Origin of the sequence: Bacillus sp. FDAARGOS_235 (assembly GCF_002073415.2) — a bacterium.
In the GTDB taxonomy this organism is placed as follows: Bacteria; Bacillota; Bacilli; order Bacillales; family Bacillaceae_G; genus Bacillus_A; species Bacillus_A toyonensis.
Window position 1 is genome coordinate 5,058,474 of the sequence record NZ_CP020437.2, and the last position, 24,839, is coordinate 5,083,312.

The 24,839-nt window shown below is 36.9% G+C and carries 24 protein-coding genes and 1 riboswitch; of the genes, 17 read left to right on the forward strand and 7 right to left on the reverse strand.

Going from position 1 to position 24,839, the window contains the following annotated elements; translation table 11 throughout:
* Positions 1–8 precede the first annotated feature (8 nt).
* The 4 genes from A6J74_RS28495 (at position 9) to A6J74_RS28510 (ending at position 4,102) form a co-directional block, all read left to right on the forward strand.
* A complete protein-coding gene (locus tag A6J74_RS28495; protein ID WP_002105009.1) occupies positions 9–887 on the forward strand; it encodes an energy-coupling factor transporter transmembrane component T in 879 nt (292 codons plus the stop codon).
* On the forward strand, positions 860–2,521 hold the full coding sequence (locus tag A6J74_RS28500) for an ABC transporter ATP-binding protein (RefSeq protein ID WP_002093567.1): 1,662 nt from the start codon (positions 860–862) through the stop codon (positions 2,519–2,521). The genes A6J74_RS28495 and A6J74_RS28500 overlap by 28 nt, the downstream gene beginning before the upstream one ends.
* Positions 2,494–3,195 carry an ECF transporter S component gene (locus A6J74_RS28505; RefSeq protein WP_002109377.1) on the forward strand — a complete coding sequence of 234 codons (702 nt, stop codon included), beginning with the start codon at positions 2,494–2,496 and terminating at the stop codon, positions 3,193–3,195. The genes A6J74_RS28500 and A6J74_RS28505 overlap by 28 nt, the downstream gene beginning before the upstream one ends.
* Positions 3,196–3,379: 184 nt before the next feature.
* Positions 3,380–4,102, forward strand: a complete 723-nt coding sequence (locus A6J74_RS28510; RefSeq protein WP_000779959.1) for a YwiC-like family protein — start codon at positions 3,380–3,382, stop codon at positions 4,100–4,102.
* A gap of 33 nt (positions 4,103–4,135) precedes the next feature.
* On the opposite strand, the gene A6J74_RS28515 is transcribed toward A6J74_RS28510, so the two are convergent.
* Entirely contained in the window at positions 4,136–4,327 is a 192-nt protein-coding gene (locus A6J74_RS28515; protein ID WP_000545000.1) for a hypothetical protein, read from the reverse strand.
* A gap of 122 nt (positions 4,328–4,449) precedes the next feature.
* A riboswitch (SAM riboswitch) is annotated at positions 4,450–4,548 on the forward strand.
* Positions 4,549–4,588: 40 nt separating this feature from the next.
* Between A6J74_RS28515 and A6J74_RS28520 the strand changes: the two genes are divergently transcribed.
* The 4 genes from A6J74_RS28520 to A6J74_RS28535 all read left to right on the forward strand — a co-directional run bounded on the left by A6J74_RS28520 (position 4,589) and on the right by A6J74_RS28535 (position 6,518).
* Positions 4,589–4,909 carry a hypothetical protein gene (locus A6J74_RS28520; RefSeq protein WP_073990648.1) on the forward strand — a complete coding sequence of 107 codons (321 nt, stop codon included), beginning with the start codon at positions 4,589–4,591 and terminating at the stop codon, positions 4,907–4,909.
* Between the two features lie 262 nt (positions 4,910–5,171).
* On the forward strand, positions 5,172–5,561 hold the full coding sequence (locus A6J74_RS28525) for an SWIM zinc finger family protein (RefSeq protein ID WP_000271514.1): 390 nt from the start codon (positions 5,172–5,174) through the stop codon (positions 5,559–5,561).
* A 22-nt stretch (positions 5,562–5,583) separates the two neighbouring features.
* On the forward strand, positions 5,584–6,159 hold the full coding sequence (locus A6J74_RS28530; RefSeq protein WP_001101575.1) for an NAD(P)H-dependent oxidoreductase: 576 nt from the start codon (positions 5,584–5,586) through the stop codon (positions 6,157–6,159).
* Positions 6,156–6,518 carry a hypothetical protein gene (locus tag A6J74_RS28535; RefSeq protein ID WP_001002313.1) on the forward strand — a complete coding sequence of 121 codons (363 nt, stop codon included), beginning with the start codon at positions 6,156–6,158 and terminating at the stop codon, positions 6,516–6,518. The genes A6J74_RS28530 and A6J74_RS28535 overlap by 4 nt, the downstream gene beginning before the upstream one ends.
* A gap of 179 nt (positions 6,519–6,697) precedes the next feature.
* Here A6J74_RS28535 and A6J74_RS28540 read toward each other — a convergent pair whose 3' ends face one another.
* Both A6J74_RS28540 and A6J74_RS28550 read right to left on the reverse strand, forming a co-directional pair.
* Positions 6,698–8,044, reverse strand: coding sequence for a short-chain fatty acid transporter (locus tag A6J74_RS28540; RefSeq protein WP_000490049.1), 1,347 nt, complete (start codon positions 8,042–8,044; stop codon positions 6,698–6,700).
* Between the two features lie 604 nt (positions 8,045–8,648).
* The gene (locus A6J74_RS28550; protein ID WP_000937128.1) at positions 8,649–8,789 is read right to left on the reverse strand and encodes a glycosyl transferase; all 141 of its coding nucleotides are present in this window, start codon (positions 8,787–8,789) and stop codon (positions 8,649–8,651) included.
* A gap of 509 nt (positions 8,790–9,298) precedes the next feature.
* On the opposite strand from A6J74_RS28550, the gene A6J74_RS28555 reads away from it, so the two are divergent.
* Both A6J74_RS28555 and A6J74_RS28560 read left to right on the forward strand, forming a co-directional pair.
* Positions 9,299–10,837, forward strand: a complete 1,539-nt coding sequence (locus A6J74_RS28555) for a thiol-activated cytolysin family protein (RefSeq protein WP_000576517.1) — start codon at positions 9,299–9,301, stop codon at positions 10,835–10,837.
* A gap of 322 nt (positions 10,838–11,159) precedes the next feature.
* Entirely contained in the window at positions 11,160–12,389 is a 1,230-nt protein-coding gene (locus A6J74_RS28560) for a serine hydrolase domain-containing protein (protein WP_000531373.1), read from the forward strand.
* 431 nt (positions 12,390–12,820) lie between these two features.
* On the opposite strand, the gene A6J74_RS28565 is transcribed toward A6J74_RS28560, so the two are convergent.
* The 3 genes from A6J74_RS28565 to A6J74_RS28575 form a co-directional block, all read right to left on the reverse strand.
* Positions 12,821–14,080 carry a serine hydrolase domain-containing protein gene (locus tag A6J74_RS28565; RefSeq protein WP_000768725.1) on the reverse strand — a complete coding sequence of 420 codons (1,260 nt, stop codon included), beginning with the start codon at positions 14,078–14,080 and terminating at the stop codon, positions 12,821–12,823.
* 99 nt (positions 14,081–14,179) lie between these two features.
* Positions 14,180–15,379: an MFS transporter gene (locus A6J74_RS28570; RefSeq protein WP_001190323.1), complete on the reverse strand. Its 1,200-nt coding sequence runs from the start codon at positions 15,377–15,379 to the stop codon at positions 14,180–14,182.
* Between the two features lie 15 nt (positions 15,380–15,394).
* Complete coding sequence (locus tag A6J74_RS28575; RefSeq protein ID WP_000343676.1) at positions 15,395–15,811, reverse strand: MarR family winged helix-turn-helix transcriptional regulator; 417 nt, start codon at positions 15,809–15,811, stop codon at positions 15,395–15,397.
* Positions 15,812–16,000: 189 nt separating this feature from the next.
* Here A6J74_RS28575 and phaZ point away from each other — a divergent pair, with 189 nt between their 5' ends.
* The 4 genes from phaZ (at position 16,001) to A6J74_RS28595 (ending at position 18,685) form a co-directional block, all read left to right on the forward strand.
* Positions 16,001–16,903 carry an intracellular short-chain-length polyhydroxyalkanoate depolymerase gene (gene phaZ, locus A6J74_RS28580; protein ID WP_000594846.1) on the forward strand — a complete coding sequence of 301 codons (903 nt, stop codon included), beginning with the start codon at positions 16,001–16,003 and terminating at the stop codon, positions 16,901–16,903.
* 61 nt (positions 16,904–16,964) lie between these two features.
* Positions 16,965–17,192: a hypothetical protein gene (locus tag A6J74_RS28585; protein ID WP_000554163.1), complete on the forward strand. Its 228-nt coding sequence runs from the start codon at positions 16,965–16,967 to the stop codon at positions 17,190–17,192.
* Positions 17,193–17,304: 112 nt separating this feature from the next.
* A complete protein-coding gene (locus A6J74_RS28590) occupies positions 17,305–18,501 on the forward strand; it encodes an MFS transporter (protein ID WP_000062789.1) in 1,197 nt (398 codons plus the stop codon).
* Positions 18,485–18,685, forward strand: a complete 201-nt coding sequence (locus tag A6J74_RS28595) for an NETI motif-containing protein (RefSeq protein WP_000166300.1) — start codon at positions 18,485–18,487, stop codon at positions 18,683–18,685. Before A6J74_RS28590 ends, A6J74_RS28595 begins: the two co-directional genes overlap by 17 nt.
* 436 nt (positions 18,686–19,121) lie before the next feature.
* On the opposite strand, the gene A6J74_RS28600 is transcribed toward A6J74_RS28595, so the two are convergent.
* Positions 19,122–20,354: a MerR family transcriptional regulator gene (locus tag A6J74_RS28600; protein ID WP_000689568.1), complete on the reverse strand. Its 1,233-nt coding sequence runs from the start codon at positions 20,352–20,354 to the stop codon at positions 19,122–19,124.
* A gap of 188 nt (positions 20,355–20,542) precedes the next feature.
* Between A6J74_RS28600 and A6J74_RS28605 the strand changes: the two genes are divergently transcribed.
* Genes A6J74_RS28605 through A6J74_RS28615 form a run of 3 tightly spaced genes read left to right on the forward strand, consistent with a single transcriptional unit; the run spans position 20,543 to position 24,797 of the window.
* Complete coding sequence (locus A6J74_RS28605) at positions 20,543–21,829, forward strand: NAD(P)/FAD-dependent oxidoreductase (RefSeq protein WP_000413844.1); 1,287 nt, start codon at positions 20,543–20,545, stop codon at positions 21,827–21,829.
* A gap of 13 nt (positions 21,830–21,842) precedes the next feature.
* A complete protein-coding gene (locus A6J74_RS28610; RefSeq protein ID WP_000405148.1) occupies positions 21,843–23,315 on the forward strand; it encodes an aldehyde dehydrogenase family protein in 1,473 nt (490 codons plus the stop codon).
* A 45-nt stretch (positions 23,316–23,360) separates the two neighbouring features.
* A complete protein-coding gene (locus tag A6J74_RS28615; RefSeq protein ID WP_000706165.1) occupies positions 23,361–24,797 on the forward strand; it encodes an MATE family efflux transporter in 1,437 nt (478 codons plus the stop codon).
* Positions 24,798–24,839 lie beyond the last annotated feature (42 nt).

A 24,839-nucleotide genomic window follows, 5' to 3' on the forward strand; every position in this document is an offset into this window, starting at 1 on the left:
AAAGGACTATGAAAATAAGTTTTTCTTCTTTACATCCTTTTGTGAATTTTTTCTATTATATTGGGGTGATGATACTATGTATGATGTGTCTTCATCCTCTTTTTTTAATTGGAGAAATTTTATTAATCGTTATATTAAATGTGATGCAAGGGAATAGCGAAAAGATAAGAAAGATGTTACCGAGCACAATCGTATTCTTTTTTATGGTAATTTTATTTAATTCGTTATTAACGCATAGAGGTCGAACTACGTTATTTTGGTTAGGTGATAGCCGTATTAAGCTGGAGGCAATTATGTTTGGAGTAGTAATGGGGTTATTACTAGTTGCAATTATGTTTACGTTTGCTTCGTATAATGATATTATTTCAAGTCATAAATTTTTATATTTGTTTTCGAGAATTTCACCGAAAGTTGCATTGTTAACGATGATTACAGTGAGGTTTGTGCCTTTGTTTATTAGAAGATTACAGAAAATAACACTCGTCCAAAAGACAAAAGGTGTGCAGGTAGATTCAGGTTCAATTGTTGAACGAGTGAAAAATGGCATGCAGTTACTGCAAGTATTATTAATTTGCTCGTTAGAAGATGCACTTCAAACGGCAGATTCTATGCAAGCTCGTGGATTTGGTGTAACGAAACGTACGACGTATATTCGGTATAGAATGGAAAAACGTGATTGGTATACGCTCAGTTATTTAATGATTTTATTTATAACTGCTATCATATGTAGTAAGTATGGCGGAGGAAAATTGATCATTTATCCGAAAGTCGAATCTATTCTATTCCACCAATACGATGGAATGATGTTTGTAGCATTTACGCTGTTTATTAGTTTACCAATCATAATGGAAGGAAGGGAATGGATATGGTGGCGCATGCAGAAATAAACAATTTATCATTTGTATATGCTGATGAAAATGAAAAAGCGTTACAGCATATTTCTCTTTCTATTCAAAAAGGAGAGTTTATAGCGCTAGCTGGAGGATCCGGATCTGGGAAGACGACATTATTAAAACATTTTAAAAAGGAGTTACTTCCAATTGGCACGCGTTCGGGAGAGATGTTTTATGAAGATGTATTATTAGAGGAAGTACCTGACTTATTATCTGCCCAAGAAATTGGGATGGTATTTCAAAACCCAGAAAATCAGCTCGTAATGGATACAGTGATTCAAGAATTAGCATTTTCTTTAGAAAATATCGGATTACCATCACATATTATTCAAAAACGAATAGCCGAGCTCATTAGCTTCTTAGGATTTCAAGATTTATTGCATCAATCTGTTCATACGTTATCTGGTGGGCAAAAACAACTTGTCAATTTAGCTGCGGTATTAGTTATGCAGCCGAAACTATTATTATTAGATGAACCAACGGCGCAATTAGATCCAATTGCTGCGAAAGAGTTTTTAGGATTGTTAAAACGTATTAATGAAGAACTTGGAATTACGATTATTTTAAGTGAACATCGTTTAGATGAAGTGATACCACTTGCAACACGCGTTGTTTGTATGGATAACGGCCGAATTGTTTATGATGGTAGTCCTAAAACAGTTATAGCGAAAATGTGGAAAGTAGAAAACTTCCGTCCATTTATTCCGCAAATTCCAAGGTTGTTTTTAGAATGGAATGCGAGAGATATTCCGTTTACAGTGCGAGAAGCACAAATGAAAATGAATGACTTTTCAGCGATATCATATGTGAATGAGCAGATGGTACAACGTGAAAAACAAGAAGTAATGTTAAGTGCAGAACATATTTCTTTTCAATATGAAAAAAATAGTCCGCTTATTTTACGAGATTTAACAGTTGCGATTGAAAAAGGAAAATGGGTAGCGCTCGTTGGGAAAAATGGTACTGGGAAGTCTACACTGTTAACGATTTTAGCAGGATTGCAAAAAGCGAGAAGAGGGAAAGTAAAGTGGCATGGTAAAGTGATACATAAAATTGATTCGAAAGAACGATTTAAAAGGATCGGGTATGTATCACAGCATCCGTATTATCATTTTACATTTGATACAGTGTGGCAAGAAGTTTATGAACGTGCTCGTGAATTATATGGAGAACAAGGAAAAGAAATAGCAAAAGATATGTTGAAACAGTTTTGGTTACATTCGCTTAAAGAGCGCCATCCACATGATTGTAGCGGGGGAGAGCAACAACTACTTGCATTATGTACAACGTTATTATCAAAACCAACGCTATTACTACTTGATGAACCGACAAAAGGGTTAGACCCATGGAAGAAAGAAAGAGTAGGGGAGCTATTTAGGAAATTACAAAAAGAAGGTACAACCATTGTAATGGCAACGCATGATATTGAGTTCGCAGCGAAATATGTTGATCAGTGCATGATGTTATTTGATGGAACAGTCATTATGAATGATGCACCGAAAGAATTTTTTAGCGGTAACTTCTTTTATACAACATCTATTAATCGATTCATTCGAAAAGAATTGCCATATGCATTAACGTGGGAGGATGTGTACGAAGCGTGTCCAAACGATATATTGCATTCATAATATGTATTTTTGCGTTTATAATAGGCACATTACTCTTTACTACACTCCTCATGGACGGCTATTACATGGTAAGTAGTTTGTTTTTATTAGCTGTTATTATGTTACCTTTCTATATCCGTTTTGAAAGGAAGGCGTTTGTTTCACGTGAAATTGTTCTCGTTGCCGTGTTAGCAGCAATTGCTGCGGTTAGCCGCGTACCATTTTCTATTTTACCAAGTGTACAACCAACTTCCTTTGTCATTATCGTTTCTGCAATCGTGTTTGGGAGTGAAACTGGTTTTATGATCGGGGCAACAGCCGCTATCGTATCGAACATTTTTTTAGGACAAGGTCCGTGGACGCCGTGGCAAATGTTTTCGTGGGGTATGATTGGTTTTATAGCTGGACTATTACGTAATACATTTTTCATGAAAAAGCTATGGGGAAGACTCCTATACGGATTAATTGTTGGATTTTTATTTGGTTGGATTATGAACTTCTGGGGACTTCTCGGTTTTATACGAGAAGCAACGTGGCAAACCGTCATTGCGTACTATGTCGCGAGTTTTTACTTTGACTTAAGTCATGCGATTTCAAATGTTATTTTCCTACTACTATTTAGTACTTCGTGGATTACGATTCTCACAAGGTTTAAAATGAAATACGGTATATTAGATGAGCATAACATGACATAGAAAAGCATACTTATATAAGGTAGGGTCGCGACTTACATATTCGTTTGCCTCTTTCATGCTTCTTACATATTGTAAGGAGCATTTTTTATTGTCAAAAAATAGATCCAATATACATCCGTTATTATATAAAATTATTTGTATAATAGTAGGTGAGAACTTCTTTCAAGAGGGAGGTGTATAGTTAATGAAGTTAGTTATTCCGAAGCAACATGGTGCATGGGCCATGCTTGTTATCCCATTTCTATTAAGTGTCATACTTGGGAAACCTACTTTTTATCATATTCCATTGTTTTTAGCTTGGTTCTTTATCTATTTAGCTACATATCCATTTCTCATGTACATAAAACAAAAACGAAAAAAAGAGTTTTTACATGCAGCAATTGTATATTTTATTATTGCGTTCGTATTTGGGATGATTTCTCTATTATATGAATGGCGAGTTCTTTTATTCGTAGCAGCAATGATTCCATTATTTATAGTAAATATGTATTACGCTCGTCAAAAGAATGAAAGAGCACTGCTAAATGACATTTGCGCAATTATCGTTTTCTGTATAGGTGGTTTAGTTAGTTATTATTTTTCAATGAAACTCATAGATAAAACAGCTTTATTTATTGCGATTATTTCATTTTTATATTTTTTAGGAAGTACGTTTTATGTGAAGACAATGATTCGTGAAAAAAATAATCCGAAGTATCGTATTATATCATGGGGTTATCATATCGTATTAACGATAATTATATTTGCTATCAATCCATGGTGCTCTCTTATTTTTATACCAAGTGTCATTCGGGCAATTATGTTGTATGGCAAAAAAATTTCTATCATAAAAGTAGGGATTTTAGAAATTGTTAATTCTGTATATTTTTTAATCATAACGGCAATAATTATGAAGTATGCCATTTGAAAAAACTTCCCACCTTATGATGGGAAGTTTTTTTCAATCTTGTTCTAAAATGTGAACCGTGTAATCACAGCGTTGAATAGCTTGTTCGATCGCATAAAGAGATTGCTCAATACGAGCACGATTAAAATCTTTTTCGACAGTCTGTAATGCTTCTTCTAAACAATGTTTTGCTTCTTGTAATGATTGAAAAGAATCTTGTACATATCCGCGAGCATTTTCGTGCATTTCATAATCCTCCTTGCATATTCATATATGTATAGTATGAACAGGAAGAAAGAAAATATAATTTGTTGTATTTGTTTGACAATTGAAATGAAATTACGTATAGTAAGATTTAAGTGAATATTTTCTTATCCAGAGAGGTGGAGGGACTGGCCCGATGAAACCCAGCAACCGCGATGCAGGTGCTAATTCCAGCAGAACATATTTGTTCTGGGAGATAAGACGAAGATATATACGTAACTTCTTCTTATCGGAGAGGTTTTTTTGTTGCAAAAAAACCGATTACGAAAATTTATATTAAGAAGAAAGGGGTTGCGGATTACTGTGACACTCGAAAAATACGTAAAACTGCGTAGTACAGTTTATGAATATATGATAGAGCAAGATAAGCCAATATCATTGTTAGATATTCAAGAACATATCGTTTCGCATCATGAAGGAAAATTCACGAAAAAAATGTTACATCAATTTTATTTATCAAGACTATTAGATGAACTCAAACTGGATGGGAAAATTACATTAGCTGATGATGAATATCTCTATACTGAAAAAGGGGTATTTTATAAGGCGAGAAAAGGGAGCTAGTCTCTCTTTTTTTCTTGAAATAGCGAAGTATGTAGAGTAAAAGACTGCTAATGCAGCCTGATACAGGGAATGGTGTTGAGTGTGTAGTGTCAAAAATTGAATGTGCCTGAAAGAGGCAATTCATATCGGCTGCAAATGAAAAGAGACACCTCCGCCGAATAGGTGTCAGTCGTTTTGTCACGTAGACTCGCTACTTGACAGTTATTAGAATAACATGCAGGTTTTTTGAAGTCAAAAGGGAATTAAAGGAAGAGGTGCAAATATGTACGCTTACTTATTAAAAGATATAACGAAATGGATCCCAAAGTACATTATAGATAAGGGATATGAATATTATGAAGATGGACATGTAGAAGATGTTGAAATACAAGACAAGAAAGTAATTGCTTTCGTTACTGGAAATGCAGGAAATTATGAAGTGATTATTGATCTTGAAGATTTTACAGAAAGTAGCTGCGAGTGTCCTTATGAGAATCTTTGCAAGCATATGGCGGCAGTTGTTTATGATATTCAAGGTGCTGGTGAGCGTACGGTGAAAGAGAAACTGAAAGATTTAGACAAGGAAGAGTTACTTACCGTATTAAACCGTTTATTACAAAGTTCGAAAAACGTACAAATTGTAGAGAAGATGTTAAAGAAGGGGAAACTTTAACTATAGAGGGAGTTGTTTTGTAATGAACGTATTAATTATATACGCTCATCCTAATCCTTCCAGTTTTAACGAGGCGATTTTAGAACATGTGCAAAAAGGACTACAGGGGAAAAATCATTCTGTTACAGTACTTGATTTATATAAGGAACAATTTGATCCGGTGCTCGTATTTAATGAAGAGAAGAAAAGGCGTGATTTAGTAAATGAAGAAGAAACAGCTTGGTACAGAACGTTAGTGGCAGAAGCAGATACTCTTTTATTCATATATCCGATATGGTGGTGGGGGATGCCTGCTATTTTAAAAGGGTTTATTGATCGCATTTTCGTAGCTGGATTTGCTTATAAATATGAAGGTGCCTTGCCGAAGGGCTTATTGAAAGGAAAGAAGGCGTGGGTAATTAATACGTTAGATTCACCGTTATGGTACGTCGCCCTATTATATCGATCAGCAGGTTGGATTATGATGAAGAGAGGTGTTTTACGTTTTTGCGGCATTCGCGATATAAAACGATCTGTTTTTCAATCTGTGAAAACGAGTAAACGAGAGAAGCGGGAAAAGTGGTTATTACAAATAGAAGAAAAGGCTCGTACATTATGAATGAAATTGATCGTATTATAAATTGTTGTCAGTATGATAACGAACTTTTTCGTACCTATATTAATTGCTTAATCCAATTGAAGAAATATAGTGAAACGTTTCAACAAATGAAGATCCAATTAAGAAATGATTATTTAATAAGAGGGATTTGTGAAAGAGAAGTCGATGAGGTAGTAAGAGGAAGTAAAGAGTATGAAACGTATTTTCTTCCTAAAGCGTTACAGTGGAATTTCTTGAGGGAAAATCCATATCTGATTGAAAAGATATGTAAAGATTTTTTTGCATTTGAGGCATTAAACCTTACGGAGATAGAGTGGAAGACGATTATAAATTGCGTGGGAAATAAAGTGAAACTTTAATCAGTGGGGGTTTTGTTCTTCCCACTGATTATTAGCCTTCACCAATCGGGCATTTACAGGCAGTTGATTTCCCACCTAACCGCTTTGCTCTAGCTGGTATGGGGTGGGAGTTTACTGCCTGTTAATGCGGGGTAAATGATTTATTATGTAAAAAAGCTAGTATAAAACTAGCTTTTCGTTTAAATAAATAAGAAGCATAAACTAATGATAAATCCTGCATATAGTAAGTTCACAACGCAAAATCCCATAATATCACGAGCACCTAAACCAGCTATCGCTAACGCTGGTAATGCCCAGAAAGGTTGAATTAAATTCGTCCAAGCATCGCCCCACGCAATTGCCATTGCTGTTTTTGCAGCAGGTACACCAAGTTCAGCACCAGCTGGAATCATAATGGGTGCCTGTACAGCCCATTGACCGCCACCAGATGGAACAAAAATATTAACGATGCCAGCACTTAAAAAAGTAAAGAGCGGGAAAGTCGTTTCGTTTGAAATACTAATAAAGAAATTAGAAATAGCTCCTCCAAGAGAAAGACCTTCACTATTTACTCCAATCATCATACCCATAATTCCTGCGTAAAACGGAAACTGAAGTAGAATGCCAGAAGCACTTTTTGTAGAGTCTGAAAAAGAACGAATATATTGAATCGGAGTCCGGTGAAAAATAAGACCAGCAATTAATAACATAAAAATAACGATATCGAGTGTAAGGTTAAAACCTTTCGTATAAAAGTAATTGAAAATATAAATGAGACCTAATAACCCAACGCAAAGTGTAATAATGATGCTATTTTCCATTTTTTCAGCGACTGTTTTTGGCTCTACTTCTATAGCAGCAGCTTCTTCATGAAATACGCTAGGATCTACTGTTACCGTATGTTTTTCATCGGGATGCATTGCCCGGTTAATGAGTGGCATCGTAATGAGAAAGATAATAACTGGAACGAGAGCGTATGGTGAGAATAACGTTTCTGTTATTGGAATCGCTTCTTTAATACTTCCAGCTGTCGTTTTAATTAACGTTTCACCGCCAGTAGCTAACGTAAGAGGGATAGAAGCAGAAAGACCCGCATGCCAAATGAGAAATCCAGAGTAAGAAGAAGCAATTGCTAATCTGTAATCTAATCCTTCAAGTTGTCTTGCAACTTCTTTTGCATATAAAACAGATACAACAATACCAAATCCCCAGTTTATGTATGCACCAAGTAAACTTACAATTGAAATGGCAATAATACCTTGGCCATTCGTTTTCGGTAGCCTGGCAGCTTTCGTTAACCCCTTTTTAATAAGAGGAGCGTTCGCTAAAGCAGATCCAGTGACAAGTACTAGTGCCATTTGCATAGAAAAGGCGAGAAGTCCCCAAATGCCATTACCCCAATGATTAATCATTTCGACCGGTGTTTGCTGAGTTGCAAACATGCCGAAGAAGATAACAAAAACAGTTAATAAACATGATAAAATAAACGGTTCTGGCAAGAAACGTTGCACTAAGGTGACGCAACCATTTGTAAAAGAACGAAACAAAATAGATCAACCTCCTTATGTATGTTTCTTACAATGTTCGAGGTTGTTTGGAGGATAACCTTTAATAAATGGAAAATTCTGATATCTATAGATTTTTGTTGTAATGTATTGATAGATTGAATTTATATTTCAAAACGTTTTTTCATTTTGATTTGAAATATTTTTAAGAGGGGGAGTACTACATGCCTTTCAATATAAGAGGAACGAATGGAGCAAATGCTTATTTCTACCTGTAAAAAAATGAATGAACTAATAGGAGCATTGTAATGAATATAAAAGAGAGGTGAAAGGATTGGTAAGGAGAAATTTGAATGTATTTACTAAAATATCCTCTTTGACAGCGATTGCTACGATTATTATCTTACCAATTTACAATTTATTAAGTAGTGTAGACGATAGTGGGAATTATATGATAAGAATGTTAGTATTACTCACATTCTATCTTTCTATATTTAGTGTACCTGTAAGCATTCTTTCAATGTTCAGCACAGAGAAATTAAGTAAAAGAATTTTCGCTTTAGTTGTAAATGTATTACCTATAAGTCTTATCATTTATGCTTTGATTATGGAATTTATAGATGAATTTGTCAGACTAGCACCTTAGTTAAAAAGGGTTCTGCAACACCTCATTGACGGCATGTTTTAAATCCTCGGCCGATAATTGCTGAATATGTAACATAAACCCTGCGCCAAGTTCGTGTACTCGTTCAGCGATTGTATGCTGATCATTTATTAAAGGGAGCATAACTAGAAGAACTTCAAAATAAAGTGATTCACTTATGCTGTTTATCCCACAATGGCTAATATTGTGCGCCTGTTTTTTTTCAAAATCATTTGCTGAATACTAGACACTATTATCTCCAAGTTCTATTAAATTGTGCACTAATCTTAACGTTGGATTTAGGTGTCACATGAAGTGATTTGTTTTTATCGTTGTGGGGGACACCAAAACTTCAGGGTGATGGGCATATGGTTCTATTCCATCATCAATCTAGCAAAAAAATGTTCTTCCTCCAATATGTAATATTGCATTTAAAAATGAATTGATGCAAATGTAAAAGCTTATTATAATGAAGACATAAATATTCAATACATCTTTAATACAACAAAGAGGAGGAAGCAATATGGAAATCGCAATGGCAGTTTTGAAATTTTTAGGTGGGGTAATTCCGTTAGTTCAAGAACTTTTAAAAGCATTTATGTAAGTTTATTAATTAGCAATCATTATCATATTTAATATAAAAAAAGAACGGGGTGATTTTTCTGAAAATTAAGAAAAGTAATAAAAAAATAAAATTCCTAGCATGTGTGTTAGTTAGTTTATGCACTATTCATTATTCATCTATTTCTTTCGCGGAAACGCAAACAGGTAATGCAACTGATGCAGCAAAAAATGCTAGTGACATTAATAATGGTATAGCAAATTTAAAGTATGATAGTAGAGATATTTTAGCAGTAAATGGTGATAAAGTAGAGAGTTTTGTTCCGAAAGAAAGTATCAATTCAAATGGTAAATTTGTAGTAGTTGAGCGTGAAAAAAAATCACTTACAACGTCACCGGTCGATATTTCGATTATTGATTCTGTAGCTAATCGTACGTATCCAGGAGCAGTACAACTTGCAAATAAAGCTTTTGCCGATAATCAACCTAGTTTATTAGTGGCTAAGAGAAAACCTTTAAATATTAGTATAGACTTACCTGGAATGAGGAAAGAAAATACGATATCTGTCCAGAATCCGACATATGGTAATGTGTCTGGAGCAGTAGATGATTTAGTATCTACTTGGAATGAGAAGTATGCATCAACACATTCGTTACCTGCAAGAATGCAGTATACAGAGTCCATGGTGTATAGTAAATCACAAATCGCAAGTGCTCTTAATGTCAACGCTAAATATCTTGATAACAGTCTAAACATTGACTTTAATGCAGTTGCAAATGGAGAGAAAAAAGTGATGGTTGCGGCATATAAGCAAATATTTTATACCGTAAGTGCTGAACTACCTAACAATCCATCAGATCTTTTTGATAATAGTGTTACTTTCGGTGAGTTAACTCGTAAAGGGATAAGTAATGCGGCTCCGCCTGTTATGGTGTCAAATGTAGCCTATGGCAGAACCATTTATGTGAAATTAGAAACAACATCTAAGAGCAAAGATGTACAAGCTGCTTTTAAAGCGTTACTTAAAAATAACAGCGTCGAAACGAGTGGACAGTACAAAGATATTTTTGAAGAAAGTACCTTTACCGCTGTAGTATTAGGCGGAGATGCAAAAGAGCATAACAAGGTTGTTACAAAAGATTTTAATGAAATCCGAAATATCATTAAAGATAATGCAGAGTTAAGTAAAAAAAATCCAGCATACCCAATTTCATATACGAGCACTTTCTTAAAAGATAATGCAACTGCTGCTGTTCATAACAATACAGATTATGTTGAGACTACAACTACAGAATATTCAAGTGCGAAAATGACGCTTGATCATTACGGTGCATATGTTGCTCAATTTGATGTATCTTGGGATGAATTCTCATATGATCAAAATGGGAAAGAAGTACTAACACATAAAACTTGGGAAGGAAGCGGCAGAGATAAAACTGCTCACTTTTCTACAGTTATACCACTTCCACCGAATTCAAAAAATGTAAAAGTCGTAGCGAGAGAATGTACAGGTCTTGCATGGGAATGGTGGAGAACAATTATTAATGAGCAAAATGTTCCTTTAACAAATGAAATAAAGGTTTCAATTGGAGGAACGACATTATACCCAACTGCTAATATTAGTCATTAGGTTGGAGCAAAGCGCCCTGTGTACAGGGCGCTTTTTTACTTTTTTGAAAGTATATCGGTGTTTTTAGATGTATCATAATCAATTCGCAAATCTTGTAATCATATTTTTAAATGGATGTATCAATGTTTTTAATGATTGCATTCTCCATTATTAAATCCCCATAAATGTAGCCTATCTTAGGTTGATAGTGATGCATGGTGCCTCCATGTATATAAATGCATTTTGTCGAAATTATTAAAAAGGGGAATTTTTCTATTTGAAGAACTAATAATTGATTGTCAATATGTATTAGAAATCTCAATCTAAACTAAAGGAGAACAAAATGGGACAAAACAATAAGGGCTTTTCTGAAACAGGATTGCGCAAAATGCGCAATGTATTGGCGCGGCATGTCGATTCTGGAAAGATTCCTGGGCTCGTCGCCTTAGTCAGCCGAAACGGCGAGACGCACGTCGAAGCGCTTGGAACAATGAGGCATGATGGCGGTGCATCAATGCGTCGGGACACGATTTTTCGATTGGCGTCCACTAGCAAGCCAATCGCAGTTTCACCAGTAATGGTTTTGCTCGATGAGTGCAAACTGCATTTAGACGACCCAGTAGACAAATGGCTACCGGAACTCGCCGACCGGCAAGTGTTGAAACAGCCCGATGGCCCACTAGAAGAGACCGTCCCAGCACGGCGTCCTATCACTGTACGAGACTTGTTGACCTCCACATTCGGGCTCGGAGTGGATCTCACGTTGATGGGTTCTCCCATCATGAACGCGTTCTTCGAGAGTGGGATATTCGACACGCCAGGGCAGGATATGCCCGATCCAGATGAGTTTATGCGTCGCCTAGGTGCACTTCCGCTAAGCTATCAGCCCGGAGAGCGGTGGCAGTATCATATCAGTTTAGAAGTAATCGGCGTTCTTGTTGCCAGGGTCACGGGTCAGACGTTCGAGTCGTTCTTGCACGAACGCATATTCGATCCGCTAGGAATGAAGGACACTGGATTCTACGTACCTGAGCTCAAGATTGACCGGCTTCCACCAGCCTTCAACCCCGATCCGCAGACAGGTGAATTCATCGTGTGGGATGAAGGTGTGGGCGGACGTTACAGCAAACCTCCAGCATTCCAAGCAGGCGGTGGTGGACTGCTTGGAACCGTCGACGATTATCACGCGTATTTGCAGATGCTTTTGAATAAAGGGATGCACGGTACTAAACGGATCCTGTCTAGGCCCGCAGTCCAGCTGATGACCACCAACCGTCTTACTCCTGAACAACAAGTATACCGAGACGATTTGGCCAAAAATAACATCCATTTGTCGTTCGGACAAGGGATCCAAGGTGGCTGGGGCTTTGGGATGGCGGTGCGTACCTATCTTGGAGACTACGCGTCTATCGGTCAATTCGGCTGGGATGGCGGAACCGGCACTTCAGCTTACGCTGATCCAGATAAACAGTTTATTGGAATTCTGTTCACACAGGTTGGGATGTCCACTCCAGCCCCATCGCATCTTATCCAAGACTTCTGGACCACGGCCTACCAAGCGATCGAAGATTAGGGTATCGTTTAAAGGAAAACGCCAAGACGGATAGATAATCATAGGCCTGATGGCCACGATCAACACCATGGTTAAAAGTTATGATAGGACGGTGTTGGAAGTACTGCGGTAACAGTTGAGCATTATTAATAATAGCACAACAAAAAATCCTCTTGGATGCAAGAGGATTTTTTTATTGGGAATAGTAAGGAGGAGGGAGGTGCATTACATATGGGAAAAGGTAGAAGTAATAATGCTGGTAAAAAGCAACCAAATTTCGATGATTCATCTAATTTCGCTAAACAAAGCCAACCGACAGAAAAGAAGAAGAAGTAAAAAAAGGATCTCTCTTGATAAAGAGAGATCCTTTTTTACTATATTGACGTTTCAGCACAATAGATCGATTGTTCAACCAAATAGTCATTCATGTAAGGCTTAAACTCCTGCTTCCACTACTGTGAAAGCTTCTCCAAATGATGGGCAATATCAACATACATATCGGAATAAACCGAATGTATTTCATTACTAGGTGTAGCATTAGAAGAGAAGTGGACGATTACCATATTTGCTTTCGGATCGATATAAAGCGTTTGTCCGTAACTGCCTAACACTTCGAAAGCACCTTGTTCATTGTGCGGAATCCACCATTGATTATGATAAGAAATAGAAGCGCCATTGCCAATTGCGAGTTCACCTTCTTGTACATTTTCCACACTTTCTGTAATGGAGGAAGGGATGATTTGTTTTCCGTTATATTCCCCGTTATTTAATAGTAGTTGACCGAATCTTGCCATATCTCTAGTAGTTGCATTTAAACCAGCGCTTGCTTGTTCTACCTTTGTTTCGTCTGTAACGTAATACGCATTTTCTTCCATACCAATTTGAGACCATATTCGTTCGCTAACATTTTCAGCTAATGATTTACCAGTGATAGTTCGAATAACCCAAGCGAGTGTTTCCGCTGATCCGTTATCGTAAGAAAAACCGGAACCAGGTGGTGCAGTTTCTTCTGCTTCTCGTAACATATCATAAATTTTCATCGGACCGTTGTAGTTTTTACCTCGGGGTAAAATATTGCTCGCTAAATATAGTTGTGCATCTTGATTTTCTAACGCTGGATGTTCATATCCATGAGTAGGGTACTCTACAGAAACTTGCATGTCCATTAATTGCTGAAGTGTCGCTTTACCGAACGGTGTATTGTTTAATTCTTTTATATAAGTGTCAGCTGTTTTCTCTAAATCGATACGATTTTCTTTAGCGAGAGATTGTATCATTACCCCAGTAAAGACCTTTGCTAATGAAGCCATACCATGCGGTTCACTCTCGTTATATCCATTGAAATATCGTTCATATACAAGTTGCCCATTATGTACAACGACAAAAGCATCTGTTTTGTTATCGTCTAAAAGTTTTCTTAAAGGAGTCGTAGTTCCAAATCCACGCTCCACAGCAAAATCATCTAATTTTTGTAACGCAGTAGGGAAGTGAGCCACTTGGTCGGGGTTGTTTTTGACTTCATTAATTAAAGTGAATTCTTTCATATGTGTGTACGACCAACGTAAGTAAGGGTCATCTAACCAATTCTCCTTTGTCACGTTATTTTTTGATGGGGTTGTTTTATTATGTTTGAAGTATGTAAAACCAAGCCCTGTAATTACAAATATGCATGTTAGTATAAGTAAGAGTAGGGGAGATTTTTTTAGTTTCATATAGGTCCCTCCTTTATTTGCTACTATAAGTATACGCTCGTCTTGAAAGAAATACAAAATAAGGAAAGTAAACGGGGAAGTTTACTTTCCTTATTAACGTTAAGCGGAAATTTGTCCGTCTGTACGTTGTTTCTTGAATTTTTGTTTTCGACCGTGTAATCCATAATATAGAAGTAAAGTGAACGCAACGATAATAGCTGCGATAAAATACATATTATGATAACTTGATTTCGCTGCGACGATACCTAAAATGAAAGAACCAAAACCAATACCACTATCAAAGAATGAGAAGTACGTAGCTGTCGCAGAACCACGTCGATGATTTGGCGCCGCAGAAATTGCAATCGTTTGGAAACTTGGAATTAATGTTCCATAACCTAAACCGATTAATACACCTGCGCTTAGGAACCAAAATGGAGTTTGCGCTTGACTTAATGCGAACATCCCAATTGTGAAAATAATAATAGCTGGATAAACAAGTACGTTTTCGCCGTAGCGGTCAAAAATCTTTCCTGTAAATGGACGAGAAATTACAACAACAAGTGCGTATACAATGAAGAAATAACTTGCAATATCGGCTAAACCGAGCTCTTTCGCATATATAGGAATAAAGGATAAAATACCACTATAAGAAAAGGCTAAAACAAATCCTGTCAGAGCGATTGGAATAGAAGATGGTTCAATTAAATCTTTCCACTTCATTTTTTCTCGTTTTTGTTTTTTCACTGGTGCTTCATGTGGAATATTTACAAGTAATCCTAATAAAAATGCAAGTAATGAAAATACGGAACAAACGATAAATAGTACAGTAAACGAAAAATGAGAAATAATTGTTAAACCTAAAAAAGGACCAATTACCATCGGCAGACTCATAAATACGCCGAAATAAGCAAGTGCTTCGCCTCGTCTATGAGCTGGCGCAACATCAGTTACAATCGTACCAGTTGCTGTCGTCGCCATCCCAAAGCCAATACCATGTAAGAAGCGAAGGGCAAGTAATAAAAATAAACTTTGCGCACCGAAATACATAACAGTAGCGGCTAAAAATAATGAAAGTGAAATAAATAATATTTTCTTTCTTCCTAAGTCATCGAGCCATTTTCCTGTAAATGGTCTACATAAAACAGAAGAAATAAGAAAAACAGTTGCAACTAAACCAATTTCCTCAGGTTTTCCTTTTAGGCCGTCTATTACATAGACAGGTAAAGTAGTCATAAGCATATAGAATGTTAAAAAGAGAAATAGACTACTAAAACAAGTTCCGAGGAAATCCTTCGTCCAAAGTTTTTCACTTTGCATCGTCATCCCTCCAATTTAATCTAAGTTTTTAATAATTTGTTGTAACACTTGAAATGCTTGATGTAAGTCATCTTCGTTAATACCATCTAGCGTCTTTTCTTCGAAGGTATCCACTTCTTCTTGCCATACTGGAATCATTTTTATAGCTGTTTCGGATAAAGAAATAAGCTTCTCACGGCGATCTTTTCCTTCTGTACGAATAATCCAGCCCATCGTTTCCATACGTGTCAACGTACGAGTCATCGTTGGTGATTCAACATTTAAATACTGGCATAATTCTGTTTGTGTACAAGAACCGGTTTGATTAATACGAAAAATAACAGCCCACTGCGCACTAAATAACCCAGTTGGAGATACGCGTTCATTAAATTTCTTCGTAAACTTTCGAGAAGTCTGGCTGACGATGTGAAAAAAATGTTGTTTTTCGTCCATATATTTTGATCCTTTCAAATTAGTTACCTAGCTAACTATATCTTTTTTTATTATAGTTGTCTAGTAATAGGCATGTTGTTTTATGTGAAAATTTCGCATAGGTTTTATGTTGAGAACATATATTCTGTATGTTATTCTTTAATTATATAAAGAATTTTCTTTCTATTAAAAAGAATGGGGGAACTTGTGATGATTAAGCCTGCAACAATGGAGTTTGTTGCACTATCGAATGGAGAAACGATTGCGTATCAGGAAGTTGGAAGGCGAAATACAGAAACTCTCGTACTCATTCACGGGAACATGACATCGTCACAACACTTTGATTTAGTTATCGAAAAGCTGCAAAATCAATACCATATTTACGCTCTTGATTTAAGAGGATTTGGACAATCGACGTATAATAAGTCGATAGATTCATTACAAGACTTCGCAGAAGATGTAAAATTATTTATCGATCAATTAAAGCTAGAGAAGTTTTCGTTAATGGGATGGTCAATGGGCGGTGGTGTTGCGATGCAATTTACAGCGAATCACCCAACTTTTGTAGAAAAGTTAATTTTAGTAGAATCAGTAGGGATGAAAGGCTATCCAATCTTTAAAAAAGATATTAACGGGGAACCGATCGTATCAAGTTTAGTAAAGACGAAAGAAGAAATCGCGCAAGATCCCGTACAAATTGCTCCAGTACTAGATGCGATAAAAAATATGAATAAATTATATTATCGTACAGTGTGGAATCTATTAATATATACACACAATCAACCGGAACCGGATCGTTATGAGAAGTATTTAGATGATATGTTAACGCAGCGTAATTTCGTAGATGTGAATTATGCGCTCATCACATTTAATATTTCGGATGAACATAATGGTGTGGTAGAGGGAAATAAACAAATTCATCGTATTAAAACTCCTACACTCGTCATACAAGGTGACAGGGATTACGTCGTACCGCAAGTAGTCGGTGAGGAATTAGCAAAACATTTGCCAAATGCAAAGTTGCAGGTGTTAGAAGATTGCGGGCACTCACCGTTTATTGATTGTTTAGATGTATTTATAAATCATGTAGAGAATTGGTTAGAACAGAAATAGTCCCCGAAAGCAAAAGTATTGCATATACTATAACATTTGTAGGTAAAAGGGGAGATTACTAGTGCATCAACCGTTTTTAATTGCGCATTCGCCATATAATCATCACTTATATGCAAAAATAATGATAAGCCCGATGTATTTGCAAGTTTCACCAGCTGTAGTTCCTTTACAAATACAGCAGCCACCAATCGCTCATTCACATCCGTACTTATATGGCCCTTCATTTTATGAAAATCCATATTTTAAACATTTTCATTACAATGTGAAAGCACAAGTTTGGGAAGGATAAGAAGCTAAAAGGCTCATTCTTTTAGCTTCTTTTTATTGTTAATATTCGTACACGCATTTGAAGAAACCGTTTATAATGAAAAGTGGAAAGCGTGAGAAGGAGAGGGAACAGGATGTCGATGCGTTTTACTTTTTGGATTATGGTTGGGATTGTGGCAATCTCAGGTTTATCACAGGGGATGCTCTTACCTGCCATTGCAATGATTTTTGAACAAGAAGGGGTTAGTTCAAGTATTAATGGTATTCATGCGACGGCATTATACATTGGGATATTAGTTATTTCACCGTTTCTTGAAAAACCGATGCAAAAGTTTGGAATGAAGCCAATTATCGTCATTGGTGGGTTTCTCGTCATTATTTCATTATTCTTTTTTACACAAACATTTTCATTTTGGGTATGGTTTATCCTTAGATTTCTAGTTGGAGTCGGCGATCATATGCTTCATGTTGGAACGCAAACGTGGATTACGACAACATCGGATCCGAGTAAAATAGGTAGACAAGTATCGATATACGGTGTATTCTTCGGAATTGGTTTTGCCGTCGGTCCGTATTTAGCAAGCACTGTTCAGTACGGTCTTGCAACACCATTTATCATATCTACTATACTTTGTTTAATAGGTTGGCTTTTACTACTCCCAACGAAAAATGCATTCCCAGCACAAGATGAAAGAGAAGTGAAGAGTGGATCATCATTTTCTCGTTATAAACAAGTTGTTGGATTAGGGTGGATTGCATTACTGGGACCACTTGCATACGGTGTGCTTGAAGCAATGTTAAATAGTAACTTACCAGTATACGCACTTCGTAAAGGGTGGTCTGTATCGGAAGTTTCCTTCTTATTGCCAGCGTTTGCAGTTGGGGGCATTATTACACAAATTCCTCTCGGTATATTAAGTGATAAATACGGAAGGGACCGTATATTAACGTGGACGTTCAGCATAGGTACGAGCATTTTTCTACTTGCGGCCGTATTTGATCAATATTACTGGATAGTCTTTGCCTGCATGCTGTTAGCTGGTATGGTCATTGGATCTTGCTTCTCTTTAGGACTTGGATTTATGACAGATTTATTACCGAGACACTTACTACCAGCAGGTAATATATTATCTGGAATCGCCTTTAGTTTAGGAAGTATTATGGGGCCTGTATTAGGAGGCGTATTTATAGAAAAAATACAGTATACAAGCTTTTTTATTGCGGTTATGATTATAATAGGGATTCTCGCAATGGTATATATGATCTACATGAAGAATCAATTCGCATCAAGAAAAATAGAAAGTAGGTTAGGGCATGACAAAACAACCTAATAAAAAGAAATTTGAAGTACTCGAAAACGAAGCAATTACAGACTGCTTAGCTCGCATGGAACAAGAAGGATACGCCCCGTCTCGTCGTATGGAAGAGCCAATCTTTCATGAAGTGAAGAAAGACGGAAAAACAGTAGTTGAACCGTGTGGTAGAAAAATTGTTTTTGAGGGAAAATTGAAGTAATACAAATAGAACATTTTCTTTCTAGTATAAGGCCATCCAATTCGTTCGAGTTGGATGGCTTTTTTTACGACTGGTCAATGGAGGAAAAGGGATTTTAGGAGGGGGATAGAATGAAGAGATATTTTCTGGGAAGAACGAATAAAAATGAGTTGCGCTGTCTTCGTTAGTAAAGATAGTACTGTGAGACCTTCACTAAATAAAAAAATCTAATAGTAGTCCGAAGAATGCTAAACGTATAGAGTTTTGGAGTTGGGACAGGAACTATAGAGCCGTGACTATAATTCATTTAAATAAGATTGATATGTAAACGTTGTAGAATGAAATTGGCAAATCGAAAATGGTAGTGCGGATGCTGATACCCGCACTACCATTTTAGCTACAAAGGTGCTACTCATTTGTGAAATAGCATATTTTTCGGACAAATACTTTTTGTATGCTATTTGTTCGTACTAGCCAAATACATGAGCATGTGGAATTTTTCGTCTATTACATGATAATCGAAATAAGGTCCTGGATCTGTACAGTAACCGATATTTTCACTTTGCGTAATTTGAAATCCATTGACTGATAAATTTTCTTCTAAGTATTTGGGATACAAAATATGCTCGTTGGAATTTGGATATAAGCCTGAAATGTTTTTCAAGGATTTGGCCGAGCTATCATAATACGAGTATCCGCCGACAATTGTTGAACTGTTATGTAAATAGTTTTTTAGAACGTGAATGGGGAATTGCGGATTGAGCAATGAAAAATCAGTTACTGAAAAACTATCTACAAAAACATCGATGCTAAGCGGTTTCAATGGCAAATTTAAATCGGAATTCAAAATATAAAGGACGCGTGGCTTCGGATTCATACGCTCAATTCTGTTTCGAACCTTCTTGAGCATCTCAAGTGAATAGCCACTGAATACATAGGATGCGCTCGTTTCAAGAACATCGATATATTTAGGTAGTGACACGAAAGCGTCAACGTTTGTTTCCACAATTAATTTGTTTTTCAAATCTATATTTTGTAGAACTTTTTGAAATTGAAAATTAATTTTTTCAAATAAGTTAATCATTTTGGGATTAATCTCTTTAATCGTTTCTTTATCGTAAAAATAAGATGGATAAGGAGACGTCTCATACAAGTTCGCGGTAATGATAATACCTTCCTCGATAGCTGCTTCGTATCCACAGGTACAAGTTAAACTTCCCGTGTGAATGTAAACTTTTTTAATCGTTACATCTTTCATTTCAAGGGGAATTTGGCATTTCGGACAATAGAGCAGATTTACAAAGTCAAGCGGAATTCCTGTAATATTCTCTTCTTTGGATGAAGGCGAACTGGTTTGAACCGCCTTTTCAATCAATTGGATAGCTTTTGATATGTCTTCTTTTTTTTGGATCAGTTCGTTCTTTTTATCAGTGAGCAAGTTGTTGTAGTAGTCGATATCCTCATGGTCCGAGAAGCTTGTAACACGCCGATACGATAAAATTCGTTGGATTTCTAACAATGAAAAATGAAATTTTTTCAACTCGGTAATAAAAGCCATGTCGTCGAAACACAATTGGTTCATTTGATACTGGGTGTTTTTTTTGTCTGGTATTAATAATCCAAGTTCAATGTAATAACGAACGGTATCAGTCGTAACATGAAAAAGTTTTGCAAATGCACCAATTTTCATAGATGTGTCCCTCCGATGAAAAAAGTGGAGTTACTCCACTTTTTTCGCAAAATGAATTCAAAAAACTCTTAAATGACTATTGACTTGGAGGAAACTCCAAATCATATTATTAATTCAATAAGAGTGAATATTTCGAATATTTTTGACTGTATTGTAACATACATGTCACGAAAGGAGAAGGATTAGCTATGGAAAAGATGGATCGAATGGATACGCTCTCTCTGTGGACAGCGACTGCAAACAGCTATGACAAAGGAAAACCTCTTGAAGGAAATGAAGAGGCGGATGTTGTCATTATTGGCGCAGGTTTCACAGGTCTTTCTTCTGCATATCATTTGCAAAAATTAGGAAAGAGTGTCATTGTCCTTGAGCAGGAAACAATCGGATATGGCGCAAGCGGTCGCAACGGCGGGATGGTATTGCCGGGCTATAAGTCAACGATGCAGGAGCTTGCTAAAAAGTATGGTGCCGAAGAGGCGAGACAGCTTAACGATCTTTCTCTGCTTAGTGTTGAATTAGTTAAAAACATTATCGACGAGCATCAAATCAACTGTAATTTTAGAAAGACAGGTCACATTGTGGCAGCTTACAAAGCCAAACATTTTGAAGGATTGAAACATGAAAGTGAGTACTTAAACAAAAATTTTGGATATGAATGTAGCGTGCTTAATCGAAGTCAGTTGCATCAAGAAATTGATTCCCCTCAATATTATGGTTGCTTAGTCGACAACTCAAGTTACTCATTCCAACCACTGAACTATGCAATTGGTTTGGGAGAAGCAGCGAAATCAATTGGTGCAAAAATCTTTGAGCATTCGAAAGCATTATCTATTGAGTACGGCCGAAATAGTGTGAAAGTTGTTACAGAAAAAGGTACTGTTACAGCGAAAGACATTATTGTTGCTACAGATGGTTACTCTGGAAAAATTATGGCTGAACTGAATAAAGGCGTACTGCCAATTTCGGCACGCATTATTGCTACTGAACAGCTTTCAGAAACACTTTTGAATAGCGTTATTCCTAAAGATCGCATGGTTTTTGATACGAGTAGTTTCCTTTACTATTTCAGGCGTACACCAGATAATCGAATCGTATTTGGCGGTGGTGATATTCGTCCGAACTTAGGTGATGCCGTTTATCAAAGTGTGTACGATGCTATGGTTAAAATAATGCCAAAACTAGAAGGAAGCAAGATAGATTACAGGTGGGGTGGATTTATCGGTGTGACAATTGATACGTTCCCGGTTATCGGTAAATCTAAAGAAGGTGCATATTTTGCAACTGGTTATACAGGCCACGGCGCGTCTCTCTCAACATTGTTTGGTAAGTTATTGGCACAATGGATCGTTACGGGGAATGCAGGTGGATATCGATTTGAAAAGGAACGTCTCAAATCATTTCCATTCTATAATCAGAAAACGATGCTGGTCAATATAGCACATATTGGTTTCAAGTTGGTAGATATTATTGCGTAAAGGAGAGGTGTTTATGGAAATAAACATGTTCATTGACGGAAAATGGGTAGAAGCATTATCGGGTGCGAGACGAAATATTATCAATCCTGCAACTGAAGAGGTTATTGCAACGTCCGCTCATGGATCAGCAGATGATGCGAAACTAGCAATAAAGGCGGCTCGTAAAGCGTTTGACAGCGGAATTTGGTCAGATTTATCGGCTGATGAAAGAGCTGATTATCTATATAAGATTGCAGATCGTCTTGAAGAGAAGACAGCTGAAATTGCCCGTTTGGAAACTGCAAATAACGGTAAGGTTATTCGTGCAACAACCTATGTAGATATTCCAGTATCGGTTCAATGCTTCCGCTATTATGCTGACTTGATTAAAGGTATAAAAAAGGAATCTTACAATCGTGATGATTCTTCAGAAACGATTGTTATTCATGAACCGATTGGTGTTTGTGGACTGATTGTACCTTGGAACTTCCCGCTTATGCTAGCTGTTTGGCAAATTGCTCCTGCACTTGCCGCAGGGAATACAATTGTAATTAAACCTGCTGACGTCACTCCTGTAAGCGTATTCAAGTTATTTGAAATTATCGAAGAGATTGGGCTTCCAGACGGAGTGGCAAACTTAGTGTTGGGACCTGGTTCAAAGGTTGGGAATGAGCTTGCAGAGAGCCATGATGTTGACAAAATTGCCTTTACAGGTGGAACAAAAACAGGTCAAAGTATTATGCGAGCAGCCGCGGGCAATATGAAAAAAATTACACTGGAACTAGGGGGGAAATCTCCACTTATTGTGTTCGACGATGTGGATTTTGAAACTGCTGTCGATAATGCGATGTTTGGTATTTTCCACAACGCTGGGCAAGTTTGTTCAGCTGCATCCCGTTTACTTGTACAAGAGACCATTTACGATAAGTTTGTTGAAAGATTGGCCGAACGTGCGAACAAAATTGTAGTTGGAAACGGAGAAAGCGAGAATATCGAAATGGGAGCTCTCACAACCGAGTCTCATATGAATGACGTTTTACATTATATAAAGAGTGGAATGGAAGAAGGTGCAAAATTAGTTTGTGGTGGTAAACGTTTAACAGAAAATGGGCTTGATCGAGGTTTTTTTATCGCACCAACAATCTTTGCTGATGTAAATGCAGATATGCGTATTGTTAAGGAAGAGATTTTTGGACCAGTCCTTATTGTACAGAAATTTAAAGATGAGGAAGATGCGATCCAAAAAGCGAATGATTCCATTTATGGATTAGCCGGTGCTGTATTTACTGAAGATATGGACCGAGCAAAACGTGTCATTAGTAAATTGCGTGCGGGAATTACTTGGATTAATAGTTATCATCTTGCTTATGTTGAAGGTCCTTGGGGCGGGTATAAGCAAAGTGGAATCGGTAGGGCTTTAGGTGTTGCCGGGCTGGAGCACTTTATGGAAACGAAGCAAATCAATATCCACCAGCATGCCAAGCCTGTAGGTTGGTATGTGAATTAATTGAGCTTAACTTGCTATATAAATTATTTGTAAGGGGATATGCTCATGAAAATAGTGGACAACCGTCCGTCATCGAACATAGAGAAGCCAGAAGGAATGAATAAGTCGGTGGATGATTCAGTGCTCGGAACCAAAAGTATTCCGTTACTATATTTACGGTTTGCTTTGGCAGGAATTATGGCTAATGTAATTCTAGGAGTTGTATCGGTTATTGATGGCTATTTCGTCAGTGGCTTTCAGGAGCTAGAAATCGAAGGAATCGGAATTGGATTTACGGTCATGGTTATTACCCGTATGATTGGGGTTCTTTTGGGGATAGGAGCCGGAGCGGTCATTTCACTTCGAATGGGGAAAGGGAAGATAGAAGAAGCTAGAAGTATTATGGGACAAACTTTATGGTTTACTCTTTTCCTTTCCACTTTGATAGCTGTACTTGGATTGGTCTTTGAAACTGATATTATGATTCTATTTGGAGCAAGTGATGAAGCACTTCCGTATGCGGTGCAATATAGCCGACTACTATGGATTTCGTTGCCATTAACGATATTGGCCGTTGTATTAAGTATTTTAGCTAATATCGATGAAAAACCTATATTGTCAATGAACAGTTGGTTAGTCGCAGCAGTTGTTGCTGGAGTTATGGAATGGATTATGGTAGTGAAGTATGACATGGGGATGATGGGTTCTTCATGGGCTAATACGATTTCGCAATCGATTCCTGTTCTCTTAATCTTTTATTTCTGGTTTGGTAAAACAAAACTGAAGCCAAAAATGAAAGATGTGATGATTAATCTTAAGAAGATTGGTGAAGTAGTTTGGACGGGGTTTGCATCTTTCTCTAGTCAGTTCATGATGTTTATAGCAATTATTTTCACCAACAATTTACTGCAAAGCTACGGAGGTGGTCTGCACGTTGCAGCTTTCACGATTCAAAATGGTTACATTACAAATCTTCTCGCTTTAGCGGCGCTCGGTGGAATGACAGGGCTTCAACCGATTATTAGTTATAATTATGGTGCAGGCAACCTTGATCGTGTGAAACAAGCAATTAAGATGGGACTCATTTTTACAGTTTCCTTCTTTGTAATTGTGACAGCTATATTAATCATTTTTGCAGATCCAATTGTGTCATTTTTTTCCGGTGGTAATCCTGAATTGCAAAAACTGGGCATTTGGACGACGGTTGTATTCAATTGTTTGTTTACACTTAGTGCAGTTAGCTTGCTTGTCTCTGGTTATTTTGAATCACAGGAGAGAAACTGGTCCGCAACGTTTATTAGTGTTAGCAAAATATTGTTGTTCATGATACCGTTTCTATTTGCTTTTCCGAAGTTCTGGGGTGTAGAAGGTGTATGGTACGCTGCTCCTGCTGCCGAAATTCCAGGCGTTCTCATTGCCATATACTTTATGAGAAAAGAGTTCAAACGTTTAAAGGTTACCAATGTTAATACAGATACCAATGTTAAAACAGTAGATGTATAGGAACGTATTCCGTCAAAATTACTAATAAGAGAGAGAGGTATC